Raw genomic sequence first — 12,465 nt, 5'->3', positions numbered from 1 at the left:
CCGCAGCCCCGGCAGCGACCGGGTGGGCGGAGCGATCCCGGTCGCGGACTAACATCTGCCGTGCACGATGTGAGCCGAGCGCCAGCGCGGTCGTCGTGCACGGCCACCCATGCACAACCATGCCGAAAGGGGTCCCGCGGTGCCCGCCATCTCCCGCGACGAGGTCGCACACCTCGCCCGGCTGTCCCGGCTCGCGCTGACCGACGCCGAACTGGATCAGTTCGCCGGTCAGCTGGATTCGATCCTGAGCCACGTGCGGACCATCTCCGAGGTCGCCGCCGCCGACGTCCCGGCCACAGCCTCGCCGAATCCGGTGACCAACGTGACGCGCCCCGACGAACTCGTGCCCGGCCTGACGCCGCACGAGGCGCTGGCGGCCGCACCGGCGGTCGAGGAGCAGCGGTTCATGGTGCCGCAGATTCTGGGAGAGGGCGAATGACAGAGCTGACCACGCTCAGCGCGGCCGAGCTGGCCGCGAAGATCCACGCCCGCGAGGTGTCCTCGGCCGAGGTCACCCAGGCGCACCTGGATCGGATCGCCGAGGTGGACGGCGAGTTCAACGCGTTCCTGCACGTCGCGGGCGAGCAGGCGCTCGCCGCCGCGAACGCGGTGGACGCGGCGCTGGCCGACGGGCACGCGCCCGCCTCGCCGCTGGCCGGAGTTCCGTTGGCGCTCAAGGACGTCTTCACCACGACGGACATGCCGACCACCTGCGCCTCGAAGATCCTCGAGGGCTGGATGTCGCCGTACGACGCGACGCTGACCAGCAAGCTGCGCGCGGCGGGCATCCCGATCCTCGGCAAGACCAACATGGACGAGTTCGCCATGGGCTCGTCCACCGAGAACTCCGCCTACGGCCCGACCCGCAACCCGTGGGACACCACCCGCATCCCGGGCGGCTCCGGCGGCGGCTCGGCGGCCGCGCTGGCCTCGTACCAGGCGCCGCTGGCCATCGGCACCGACACCGGTGGCTCGATCCGGCAGCCCGCGGCGGTGACCGCGACCGTCGGCACCAAGCCGACCTACGGCACGGTCTCCCGCTTCGGCCTCGTCGCCTGCGCGTCCTCGCTGGATCAGGGCGGGCCCTGCGGCCGCACGGTGCTCGACACCGCGCTGCTGCACGAGGTGATCGCGGGGTACGACCCGCGCGACTCCACCTCCCGCGACGTGCCGGTGCCGCCGGTGGTGGCCGCCGCGCGCGCGGGCGCCGAGGGCGATCTGCGCGGCGTGAAGATCGGCGTGGTCAAGGAGCTGCACTCCGACAGCTACCAGCCGGGCGTGCTCGCCTCCTTCGACGCCGCGGTCGGCGTGCTGAAGGAGCTGGGCGCCGAGGTCGTCGAGGTGTCGTGTCCGCACTTCGAGTACGGCTTGCCGTCCTACTACCTGGTGATGCCCTCGGAGGTGTCGTCGAACCTGGCGCGCTTCGACGCCATGCGCTACGGCCTGCGCGTCGGCGACGACGGCACGCACAGCGCCGAGCAGGTCATGGCGATGACCCGCGCCGCGGGCTTCGGCCCCGAGGTCAAGCGCCGCATCATGATCGGCACCTACGCGCTCTCGGCGGGTTACTACGACGAGTACTACGGTCAGGCGCTCAAGGTCCGCACCCTGATCGCGCGCGATTTCGACGCCGCCTACGAGAAGGTCGACGTGCTCGTCTCGCCGACCAGCCCGTTCACCCCGTGGAAGCTGGGCGAGAAGGTCGATGATCCGCTGGCCATGTACCTGTCGGACCTGTGCACGCTGCCGACCAACCTGGCGGGCCACCCGGCCATGTCGGTGCCCTCGGGGCTGAGCAAGGACGACGGCATGCCGGTCGGCTTGCAGATCATGGCGCCCGCGCTGGCCGACGACCGCCTGTACCGGGTGGGCGCGGCCTACGAGGCCGCCCGCGGACCCGTCGCCTGACGGACCGGACAACGGCGAGCGGGCCGGGGCGTGATGCCCCGGCCCGCTCGGCGTTTTCGGTGGGTTGTCCTCAGCGCAGATCGGCGAGATCCACGGCTTGCGCCATCGCGCGGAAGCCCGCGTCGTTGGGGTGCAAGCGATCTCCGCTGTCGAAGGCCGGGTTCAACCGGCTCGGGTCCGCCGGATCGGCGAGCACGGCGGCGGTGTCGACAACCGCGTCGTACTCACCGGAGGTGCGGATCCACTCGTTGACGGCCAAGCGCTTGGCCTCGGCCTCCGGCGAGTCGTACGGCGAATCGCCGAAGGGCAGGATGGTCGCGCCGATGACGCGAAGTCCGGCGGCCTTGGCCCGGGCGATCAGCTCGCGGTGCGCGGCGATCAACTGGTCCGCGGAGACCGGCACCGGCGGTTCGCCGAGGTTGGGCGCGCCCGCGCTGAGGCCGATGTCGTTGGCGCCTTCCAGGATGATCACCGTGCCGACGCCAGGCTGGTCGAGGACGTCGCGCTGGAAGCGGTGCAGCGCGCTCTCGCCGAGCCAGTCGGAGTCGACCGTCACCCGGTTGCCGCCGATGCCCTGGTTCAGCACCGCGCGCGGGGCGCCCGCCGCGGCGAGGCGTTCGGCGAGCTCGTCGGGGAAGCGGTTGTCCGCGTCGGTGGTCGAGCCGACGCCGTCGGTGATGGAGTCGCCGAAGGCCACGATGGCGGGCGGGTTCGGCAGGAGATCGGCCACCTCGACGCCCGCCAGGTAGTACCAGGTCGGGGTGGTCTCGGTGAACGCGGCGGCGGTCGGGTCGGCGCGGTGATCGCCCGCGGCGCGGTAAGTGGTGGCGACGGCCTGCGCGTGTTGCGTGGCGGGGCCGGTCGGCCCGGCGAAGTACAGCGTGATGGTGATCGAGTCGAAAGCGTTGAGCGGCAATGCGACCGGATCGGTGACGAGGTCGGCGCCCGGCGCGATCTCGAAGGTGGGTGACAGCCCGGCGGTCAGCGGCGACAGCGTCTCGGGTCTGATCGCGCCCGCGCCCGCGGTGCGCGCGATGGTCGCGCCGGTGATCGTCAGCGGGGCGGCGCCGTAGCGGTTGGTCAGCCGCACGCGGGTGGTGAGTCCGCCCTCGCTGACCCGGACCACTTGGCGCAGAGTCTGATTCGCGAAGCCCTGCTGGGCCCAGTTGGTCACGAACGCGCGACTCGGCGGGTGCGGTGAGGTCGCCCACGCCGTGGTCCAGCCCGGCGGATCCGCTGGACGGGCCGCCGCGCCCGCGGCGGTGAACGGTAGCAGGATCAGCAGCAGGGCTAGCAGGGCACGGACGGTGCGCACGACGGAATCCGTTCTCTCGTGGTCGAACTCGGCGAAGCGCCGAACAGGACGGCACAACCACGAAAGCGCCGGGTCGATTCCCGGCCCGGATTCAGCTGGTGCGCAACAGCTCGGCGCGGCGCTGGACCCCCGCGGTCATACCTTCGAAGCCGCGGCGCAGGTTCGCGCCGAGCGCCGCCGCCACCACGGGGTGGAACCAGCCGCCGAGCTCGAAATGCGATTCGTAGCGCGTTCGTTCGGGACTCACCGCGGTGACGGTGTGCGAGCGCAGGCTGTGCAGCGCGCCGAGCGGCACCGGCTTCATCGAGTAGCTGAGCTCACGACCCGGGGTGTGGCTGCGAATCCATTCGCGCTGCCGCCGCGGGCTGGAGCCGTAGACCTGCACGAGCATGTCGATCGGATCGCCGGGCGTGAGCGTGCTCTCGCATTCGGTGACGAAGGGATTCCACTCGCCGTAGCGGGGGAGGTCCGTGATCACTTGCCACACCAGGTCGGCCGGTGCGTCGATGTACACGGCCACGTCGATGACAAAGCCCATGGGAGCAAATTAGAACAAGTTCTACTGTCGCGTCAATGAACGGCTCGCTCAGCGTAAATCCCGCGCCGACGAGCGAGCTCAGCGGGGTTCCGGCGCTGTCCGGTGCGTCGGCTAGAGCCCGGTGCTGGGCGGCATCCTCAACTGGAGCCCGGGGCCGAGCGGCAGGCTGAACATGAGCCCGGGGCCGAGCGGCAGGTTGAACACGAGCCCAGGGCGGACTTGGCGGGTGCCCGGTGCTGACCGGCGGACTTGGCGGGTGCCCGATGACGACCGGCGGGCTCGGCGGGTGCCCGGCGCCGCGCGGCGGACTCAACACGAGCCCGGCGCCGCGCGGCGGACTCAACACGAGCCCAGCGCTGTGCCCTGGTCGGTGCCGTAGCGATGGCCGTGGCCTGGCGGCGCGTCCAATGCGGCGAGCAGGTCCGCGGTGGTCTGTAGGAAGCTCACCACCGGCAGCCAGCGCGGGACGGGGGCGTCCACGCGCACGCCGGTCAGGTCGGGCGCGCGCCACAGTAGGGCGGGCGACCAGTGCACGACCGGATCGGAGCTGTTGGCCAGCACGGTCGCGCCCGCGCGGTGCACGCCGCCCGCGGGCGGACCGGCCCAGAGCGCGGCGCAGGTGCGGCGGTCCTGCTCGGCGTCGTCGGCGAAGATCGCGCTGCCGCCGAGCGCGCCGAGGCTCTGGCCGTAGACGAACAGCCGCGGCGGGTCGGCCATGGCGCTCAGGCGTTGCTCCACGGCGTCGAAGAGGGCGCGGGCGGCCCGCACCGCGTCGGCGCGGCCGAAGACGAATGTCACCCAGCTCGGCGCGTAGGAGTACTGGAGACCGACCACCGCCACGTCACCGCCGAAGCGTTCGGCGAATCCGGTCACCGCGTCGGCGTCGATCCAGCCGGACCCAGTCGGCAAGGCGACCACGATATTCGACCGGTACAGCCCGCCCGAGCGCTCCAACTCCCGGATGGCCAGTGCCACTCGGGAATCGAGATCCGGCGCGGAATCCACGCCGACGTACACCCGCACCGGCCCCTCCGGCGTTCCGCTGACGAACTTGCGGCCCTGAGCTCCCAACGAAGGCCAGCTGACCGCCGACCCGGCGCTGCCCGATCTGGTGTGCGAAACGGGTTGCGTCAGAGCGGGATCCATCGCGACGTTGGCCGCCGCGTACACCTGCTGCCGCCATCCCACCACCGCGGGCGTCAGCACCAGGTAGCCCACCGCCGCGGTGACCACTCCCAACACCAGACCGCGGAGCAGGCCGAGTGTGCGCAGCGCCCAGCCGAGCGCCTTGGCGATCCCGACGACGACGCCGGTGAGCAGCGCGGTGGCCAGCGCGCAGTGCAGCCAGTAGCCGGGGCCGATCGGCGGGGTCCCCATGGCGGCACGCAGATCGTTCTGCCAGTGCCCGGCGCGCCAAGCGGTGATCGTCACGGCCAAGCCGACCACTCCCAGCAGCGGCAGGCGGTAGCGAGCGAAGCGTCGGTCGACGTCGAAGTCCCAGCGGCCGAGCGAGAATCGCAGCGCACCGGCGAACCCGAGCGCACCGCAGATCAGCAGGGCGGTGAGCACGGCTTGCGCACCGGGCGTACGGGGCAGCAGACCCGGCGCGAGCGAGAGAAGTGTTCCCGCACCGACTGCCAGTGTCGTCCCGATGCGCGGCGCGGCGATGGCTGCCCGGCTCCGGCGCTTCGGGAGCGGTGTCGTGGGGACGGGGCGAGGGCTTTCGGAGAGTCGCTGCGTCGTCGTGGTCATGCCGAAACTCCCGCGGTGACAGCGTTGTGCCGGATGGGCGCCGAACTGGCCAGCGTCGTCAGATCGCGACTCGAAGTGCTTGGTGTGCAAGCGTTTCGGGTCGCCGATGCGTTTGCGATGCCGCTGGAGATGGACCCGGCACCCGCGGACCGATCGCCGGACGCGCGACGAAGCGCACCGAGGACGAGCGCGAGCAGCGTGCCGAGTCCGAGCGCGCCGAGTCCGGCGAGACCGACCAGCCAGCCACTCCATCCGGACGCCGTGACGCCCGCGCCGAGCATCGTCTCGACGACCGGAGCGCCATAGTGCTGGCGGCGTGAGTTCAAATCGACCACGGTGTCGGCGATATCGGCCATCGTGTAGCACCTGGCCCGGCCCCACGACTCGGTGCGCGCGTCGCACGCTTCCCGCATCCGGCGGTCCAGGGCCGCGTCCACGGCCTGGCGCGCCCACGGGCCGAGCGGTTCGCCGCGCCGATCCGCGTAGCGCAGCAGGTCGTAGCCGAGATCGTGGGCCTTGCAGGCGGTCTCGAATTCGGCGGGCAGCGGGACGGGGGAGGAGCAGTCTCCGCCGGGATTGGTCAGCAGGCCGTGCACCGGGACCGGTCGATAACCGAGCACGGTGACGAAATCGTCGGGAATGCTTGCGGCAGAGGCGGTCTCATGTGCGGCCAACACGGCGACCGCGGTGGCGGCCGCGACGTTCTCGACGACGGGCGGCGCGACGGTGGCCGCCTGCGCGGCGGGGGCCATGGCGACGGTGGCCGACATCGTGGTCAGCGCCGCGGCCGTCAGCGCCGCGACCCGGCGCAACCCCAGGGGTGCGGTCGGGTGGCGGTCGGTGGCGGCGATGGTCTCGGTCCTCATGGGCCTCGACGCTAAGAACGGCACACGCTCACCGGCCTCCCGCCGAGGTGGGGTTTGCGCCGCCGTGCTGCCGGGGGATCGGCCGGGTCGGCTCACCCCGGGGTACGGGGTGGGAATTCACCCGTGGGTATGAGGCACGGGCCGGGCCGGGGTTCCTAGGGTCGTAGCTATGAAGGAGAAGACCCGTGACCTGGCGAAGCGGATGGACGCGCGCGGCTGGTTCGACGCGTCCGTCGTGCTCACCGCGCTCATCCTCTACTCGGTCGCGTGGCCGACGCTGCACGTGACGCACGCCGTTTCCCCGGGGGCGCAGCCGTTCATCGCCGCGTTCGCCGCGTTCCCGATCCTGCTCGTGCGGGTCAATCCGGCGCTGGGCTGGGCCATCTCCGCGGGCTCGGCGCTGCTCATCGCGCTGGCCATCCCGCATCAGCCGAACAACGATCTGCCGTTCCAGGTAGTGCAGGTGATCGCGCTGATCGCGCTGCTGTTCGCGGTCGGCTTGCGCGCACCCGTGCAGACCGTGGCCATCGCGTGGGGCGCGACCTCGCTGCTGTTCGGCACAACCATGCCCGGTGAGGGCGAGGCGTTCGCCAACGCGGCATGGGGCTGGCCCATCGCGCTGGCGGCGGTGGTGCTGTTCGCCCTGCTGGTCCGGTGGCTGGTGCTCTCGCGCCGGGAACTGGTGCGCCAAGAGGAGGAGAACGAGCTCGAACGGGCCCGTCGCGCCATTCTCGAGGAGAAGGCGCGCATCGCCCGCGACCTGCACGACGTCGTGGCCCACCACATGTCCCTGGTCGTGGTGCAGGCGCAGACCGCGCCCTACCGCGTCGAGGGCGTGACACCGGCCGCACGCGCCGAGTTCGAATCGATCGGCGCCACCGCTCGCGAGGCGCTCAACGAGATCCGCGGCATGCTCGGCGTCCTGCGCAGCGACGGTCAGCTGCCCGAACACGCGCCCCAGCCGAAGGCCGAGGACGTGCTCACGCTGTTCGACGGCGCCCGGCGGGCGGGCGTCCCGATCGACTGGACCATCGAGGGCGACCTGCGCTCGGTCCCCGAGACCACCGGGCTCGCGCTGTACCGGATCGCGCAGGAGTCGCTGTCGAACGCGTCACGGCACGCGCCCGGTGCGCCGGTGCGGGTGGCGATCGTCTGCGGGTTGGAGCTGCACCTGCGGGTGGTCAACGGGCCGGGCGCGGCGCCCGCGCGGCCGGTCGGCAACGGCGGGCACGGCATCGCGGGGATGCGGGCCAGGGCGTTGGCCGCGGGCGGCGAGGTGACGGCCGGTCCCAGCGACGACGGCGGGTTCGAGGTGCAGGCCCGGCTCCCGTTGGGAGCGGTACTCGCGACGCCCGCCGCGGTGCCGGTCGCGACGCCGACGGTGCAGTAGGCGTATCTCCGCCTTCGCTCCGGCCATGCGCGCGGCGTACCTCCGCGATCGGACGGCCGCGGGCGTGGCAATTAGGGTGGGCGCGTGGCAATAACGGTTTTGATCGCCGACGACCAGGCGATGGTGCGCCAGGGGTTCGGCGCGCTGCTCGCCGCCCAACCGGACATCAGCGTCGTCGGCGACGCCCCCGACGGCAAGGTCGCGGTGGCCGAGGCCAAGCGGCTGCGCCCGGACGTCGTGCTGATGGACGTGCGCATGCCCGAGATGAACGGCTTGGACGCGGCGCGCGCGATCCTCGCGGCGGGCTTCGACCCGCCCGTGCGGGTGCTGATGCTGACCACCTTCGACATCGACGACTACGTGTACGAGGCGCTCAGCCTCGGCGCCAGCGGATTCCTGCTCAAGGACGCGCCCGCCGAGGAGTTGGTGCGCGCGGTGCGGGTGGTCGCCGAGGGGCAGGCACTGCTCGCGCCGACCGTCACCCGCAGGCTCATCGCGGATGTCACCAGCCGCCGAGCCGCCGCGCGGGTGAAACCCGCACCGCAGCTGGCCGCCCTCACCCCGCGGGAGCGGGAGGTGCTGGAGTTGATCGCGAAGGGCATGTCCAACACCGAGATCGCCGAGGCGCTGTTCGTGGCCGAGCAGACCGTGAAAACCCATGTCTCCAAGGTCTTCTCGAAGCTGAACCTGCGCGACCGCGCGCAGGCCGTCGTGCTCGCCTACGAATCCGGCCTGGTCACGCCCGGCTGATCAGGCCGGGCACTTGCCGCCGCGCAGCTCGTCGACATGGCGGCCGAGCAGCGCGGCCAAGCTGTCCAGCAGCGCGGTCGCGTCCGCGAAAGTTCCCGAGTCCGCCTGTGCCGCAAGGGCGACCGCGACCAAACCGGAGCGGGACGGCAGCAGACCGAATTGGCGCGCCGTGTAGACGCCGGTCTCGTCGTCCGGGCCCCAGCCGCCCTTGAACTCGGCGCCCTCCAGTATTCCGAGACCCCAACCCTGGTCGGGGGTGATCTCGCCCATCAGCCGGGTCACCGTCTCGGTCTGCGGCAGGCACGGCAGACGCGAGGCGAAGCGGACCTGATCGGTCAGCGTCCACTCGGTCGCGCCGAACGCCTCGTAGTCCAGCCGGGTGCGCGGGCCCGCCACACCGGTGACCGCGTCGCCCGCCTCGTCGAGCACTTGCTGCACGGCCTGCGCCGCCTCCAGCCCGTCGCCCAGCGAATTCCACAGCGCGCCCGCCGCGGCGTTGTCGGAGACGGTGATGGCAGCTTCCGCGTCGTGTATGGCGCCCTCCGGGTCGTGGCGCAGCGCGGCGATGGCCAGCGGAACCTTGATGGTGGACCACGCGATGCCGGTGGTCCAGTCCCCGAAGACGGTGATCCGGCGGCCGCCGACCGGCATGATCGCCAGTCCGACCTGTCCGTGCAGGCCGGGCTGCAACTGGGTGAAATCGGCCGCGAGCGAATCCGGCAGGCTCACCGTGCGCCCCGCCTTCCAGGTACCCACCGTCTGCGCTGACACTGTCGCCGCGGCGGGTTTCTCCACCCGCTCGGGCATCAGGCCGCACGAGACCATGGCCAGCATCGTCGCCGCGACGGTCCCGCGCAGCACCGGACGACACGCGGAAGCGATTCGAGCCGACTTCACCACCGTCAACCTCCCCACCGCCCCGCGCATGCCGCGCGACCCTCGGCGGTGCCATCTACCCGTCCAACCCGTCCGGGTGATTCACCGGCCGAGAACCCACCACCGTGCTCGCTCGTGGGAAGTGACGCGATGATGATGTGCTGTACCTAGTTTTGCCGATGACGGCGCAGAATTCGAAACCGCGTGGATCTCGGGGGTCCGTCCGGGTTCCATTACGCTGGCTGTCCTGGACCGGAAGGGGGTCGCCTTGCTCACTAGCGGTGAGGTGTTCGCGGGGTTCACCGTGGAACGGCTGCTCGGGCAGGGCGGTATGGGCTCGGTCTACCTGGCCCGGCATCCCCGGCTGTCCCGGCTCACCGCGCTCAAGCTGCTGAACCGCGATCTGTTCCTGGACAACGAGGTCCGGGCCCGCTTCGAGCGCGAGGCCGACTTGGCCGCGCAGCTGGATCACCCGAGCATCGTGGCGGTCTACGATCGCGGCTCCGAGGACGGTCAGCTGTGGATCTCCATGCAGTACGTCGACGGCGTCGACGCGGCGGCGGTGAACCCGATGACGCTGCCGCCGGAGCGGGCCGTGCAGATCATCGAAGGCGTCGCGGACGCACTGGATTACGCGCACGGCATGGGAGTGCTGCACCGGGATGTCAAGCCCGCCAACATCATGCTCGCCAGGTCCAGCGGCGGACAGGGCGAGCGGGTCTTCCTGGCCGACTTCGGCATCGCTCGCCTGCGCGAGGACTCCACCCACCTGACCCAGACCGGCATGTTCACCGCCACACTGGCCTACGCCTCGCCGGAACAGATGACCGGCGCGCCGCTGGGCAACCGTTCCGACCAGTACTCGCTGGCCTGCGCGCTGTACTGGCTGCTCGCCGGGGTCGGGCCGTTCGACTCCGCCAACCCTGCCGACATCATCCACGGCCACCTCCAGATGCCGCTGCCCTCGGTCCGCCTGCGCCGACCGACCCTGAACCCCGCGCTGGACGCGGTGCTCGCCGCGGGCATGGCGAAACGCCCGGAACACCGCTACCGCTCCTGTACCGAGTTCGCCGACGCCGCCCGCAAGGCGCTGACCGCGGTGGGCCCGCCGCCGCTCCCCGTCCTCCCGCCGCCCACCTACGCGCCCCAGCCGTACCCCGCACCACCCGGCTACCCGCAGCTCATGCCGCCCGCGCCGATGCGGCCGATGCCGCCGCAACCCATTCCGCCGCAACCGGTTCCGAGGCAATCCCCACCGCGGCCCGCATCTCCGCCTTCGCAGCCCCCTCCGCCACCGATGCCGCACCCCGTGCTCCCGGCCGCCGCGCCACCGCCTCAGGTGGTACCCGCGCCGCCGAATGCGCCGCAGCGCGTAGCCCCGCCCGGGGCGGTTCCGGTGCCACAGCCAGCAGCCCCGAGTGCCGCGCCCCCGCCCCAAGCGGTCCCGGCGCCATCGAATGTGCCGCCGTCGGCAGCCCCGTCCGCTGCGCCCCCGCCCGGGGCGGTTCCGGTATCGCCGAATGTGCCGCAACCAGAAGGCTCGACTGCCGTGCAATCGCCTGGAGCGGTTCCGGCGCCATCGAATGTGCCGCAGTCGGCAGCCCCGCCCGCCGAGCTACCACCCCAAGCTGCCCCGGTGCCGCCGCCGGGCATGTCTCCACCCGGCGGTCCTCAGCCGATGCCGCATCCGCCGGGGGTGCATCCCGCGCCGAGCGCACCGGTCTCTTCGCAACCCGCGCCGACACCGCTGTCGCCGAACGCGTCTCCGCCGTCTTCGGTTCAGCCCGCTTCCCCTGCGTCGCAACCGGTCGAACCGTCGCTCATGTCCGCACAGCCCTCCTCGGCCGATCCGGCCGGTCAGGTCGAACCGGAAAGTGCGGCGGCAGAGTCTGATTCGACTGCTGGTGCGAGACGCGGCGACGAGTCGCCGTCGGCAAGTGACAGTGGTGTCGCGATGCTCTCGGAAACCGACCGAGACGCGGAGAATGCTGCGGCCGAAGACGAAGGAGCGCTGCCGCCACGCGGACAGGAATCTTCGGCTCAGCACGCTGCACCAGACCGGGATGGTGAGCCTCCAGCTGCGACAGGCCCAACCGGAAACCCGGCACCGGATTCGGAAGACGGCACGGCCGCGGTCGAATCGTCCGCTGCGGCGAGCGCTCAACCCGTCCACGGGGCAGCACCCGCGCCCGGTGGCGGAACACCCGACGGAAATGGCGGCGCGGCGCGAAGACAAGACCCGGTAGCCGCGCAACCACTCGCCGGTCCACCGCCGGGTGCGCCGCCGATGTCTGGGCCGATCAACAGTCCGTCCGGCCCACCTCCCGGATATCCACCGCACGGCCCGAATCCCATTGGACCCCAACCGGTACCCCCGCGCCGCAGTCTCGCCGGACTGTTCGGTGCGCTGGCGCTGGGCTCGGTGGTGGTCGTGGCGCTGGCGGTCGGCCTGGTCGTCGTGCTGGCGTCCCGGTCGGATTCGGGAGGCGACACTTCCGCCGCTCCGGCGACCGCTCTCCCGAAGGCGGCTTCCCCCGCCCCCGCGCCGGATCCGCTGACGGCGAGCAGGCGGGCGTTCCCGACATTGCTGCCGCAGGAGCCGGGGACCATCGGCGAGGGGTACGAGGACGCGACCTGCTACGCCGAGAAGCGGGGCGACCGTTTGAACATCGACGAGGAAGCGCTCACGTCGAGCCCGTGGATCCTCGCCTGGGAGTGTCGTCGCGACGTCGACAACCCGTTCGGCATGAGCTACACCGTCCTGGAATACCAGTCCGCCGCGGCGGCGCGGTCGGTGGTGGACACGCTGCCCACCAATGCCGCGACACCGGGTCGCAAGTCGGGTGTGCCGTTCACCCGACATCTTTGGATCCGCGCGGATCCGCCGGGCCCGGTGCCGTCGCATTACTACACGGCGAAACTCGTGGTGAGCTTCCCCGGCGAGACCACCCACGCGAACTACCTCGTGTACGCGAGCCACCGCGGCCCCGCCCGCGACGCACAGGCTCCCGTGCCGCCCGCCGAGGACGAGCTCGCGGATTGGTGGACGACCGCGCCGCTGTGAGCCGCT

Annotated in this window: 10 protein-coding genes; 5 read left to right on the top strand and 5 right to left on the bottom strand. The window is 71.8% G+C overall.

Features of this window, described 5'->3' with window-relative positions; all coding sequences use genetic code 11:
• Nucleotides 1–139: 139 nt before the first annotated feature.
• Together gatC and gatA are read left to right on the top strand one after the other, a co-directional pair.
• Nucleotides 140–439: an Asp-tRNA(Asn)/Glu-tRNA(Gln) amidotransferase subunit GatC gene (gene gatC, locus T333_RS08965; RefSeq protein ID WP_354999200.1), complete on the top strand. Its 300-nt coding sequence runs from the start codon at nt 140–142 to the stop codon at nt 437–439.
• Nucleotides 436–1,908: an Asp-tRNA(Asn)/Glu-tRNA(Gln) amidotransferase subunit GatA gene (gene gatA / locus T333_RS08960; RefSeq protein ID WP_496424192.1), complete on the top strand. Its 1,473-nt coding sequence runs from the start codon at nt 436–438 to the stop codon at nt 1,906–1,908. The genes gatC and gatA overlap by 4 nt, the downstream gene beginning before the upstream one ends.
• Before the next feature lie 70 nt (nt 1,909–1,978).
• On the opposite strand, the gene T333_RS08955 is transcribed toward gatA, so the two are convergent.
• From T333_RS08955 to T333_RS08940, 4 genes are all read right to left on the bottom strand, one after another.
• Nucleotides 1,979–3,223, bottom strand: coding sequence for an SGNH/GDSL hydrolase family protein (locus T333_RS08955; protein WP_496424191.1), 1,245 nt, complete (start codon nt 3,221–3,223; stop codon nt 1,979–1,981).
• Nucleotides 3,224–3,314: 91 nt separating this feature from the next.
• Nucleotides 3,315–3,761, bottom strand: a complete 447-nt coding sequence (locus tag T333_RS08950; protein WP_496424190.1) for an SRPBCC family protein — start codon at nt 3,759–3,761, stop codon at nt 3,315–3,317.
• Nucleotides 3,762–4,100: 339 nt separating this feature from the next.
• A complete protein-coding gene (locus T333_RS08945) occupies nt 4,101–5,513 on the bottom strand; it encodes an alpha/beta-hydrolase family protein (RefSeq protein WP_496424189.1) in 1,413 nt (470 codons plus the stop codon).
• Nucleotides 5,510–6,379: a hypothetical protein gene (locus T333_RS08940; protein WP_496424188.1), complete on the bottom strand. Its 870-nt coding sequence runs from the start codon at nt 6,377–6,379 to the stop codon at nt 5,510–5,512. The genes T333_RS08945 and T333_RS08940 overlap by 4 nt, the downstream gene beginning before the upstream one ends.
• A gap of 169 nt (nt 6,380–6,548) precedes the next feature.
• On the opposite strand from T333_RS08940, the gene T333_RS08935 reads away from it, so the two are divergent.
• A complete protein-coding gene (locus T333_RS08935; RefSeq protein WP_496424187.1) occupies nt 6,549–7,769 on the top strand; it encodes a sensor histidine kinase in 1,221 nt (406 codons plus the stop codon).
• An 84-nt stretch (nt 7,770–7,853) separates the two neighbouring features.
• Entirely contained in the window at nt 7,854–8,519 is a 666-nt protein-coding gene (locus T333_RS08930) for a response regulator (RefSeq protein ID WP_354999207.1), read from the top strand.
• Here T333_RS08930 and T333_RS08925 read toward each other — a convergent pair whose 3' ends face one another.
• Nucleotides 8,520–9,416, bottom strand: coding sequence for a serine hydrolase (locus T333_RS08925; RefSeq protein ID WP_354999208.1), 897 nt, complete (start codon nt 9,414–9,416; stop codon nt 8,520–8,522). It lies immediately after the preceding gene.
• A 247-nt stretch (nt 9,417–9,663) separates the two neighbouring features.
• Between T333_RS08925 and T333_RS08920 the strand changes: the two genes are divergently transcribed.
• The gene (locus T333_RS08920; RefSeq protein WP_496424186.1) at nt 9,664–12,459 is read left to right on the top strand and encodes a serine/threonine-protein kinase; all 2,796 of its coding nucleotides are present in this window, start codon (nt 9,664–9,666) and stop codon (nt 12,457–12,459) included.
• Nucleotides 12,460–12,465: the final 6 nt, after the last annotated feature.

Source organism: Nocardia sp. CNS-044 (genome assembly GCF_059570515.1).
This window is presented reverse-complemented; position numbering and strand designations above follow the sequence as displayed.

What these genes read in the sequence shown, in the direction of transcription:
- T333_RS08950 (WP_496424190.1), bottom strand. Translation starts at nt 3,761, where the DNA reads ATGGGCTTTGTCATCGACGTGGCCGTGTACATCGACGCACCGGCCGAC.
- T333_RS08935 (WP_496424187.1), top strand. Translation starts at nt 6,549, where the DNA reads ATGAAGGAGAAGACCCGTGACCTGGCGAAGCGGATGGACGCGCGCGGC.
- T333_RS08945 (WP_496424189.1), bottom strand. Translation starts at nt 5,513, where the DNA reads ATGACCACGACGACGCAGCGACTCTCCGAAAGCCCTCGCCCCGTCCCC.
- T333_RS08940 (WP_496424188.1), bottom strand. Translation starts at nt 6,379, where the DNA reads ATGAGGACCGAGACCATCGCCGCCACCGACCGCCACCCGACCGCACCC.
- gatA (WP_496424192.1), top strand. Translation starts at nt 436, where the DNA reads ATGACAGAGCTGACCACGCTCAGCGCGGCCGAGCTGGCCGCGAAGATC.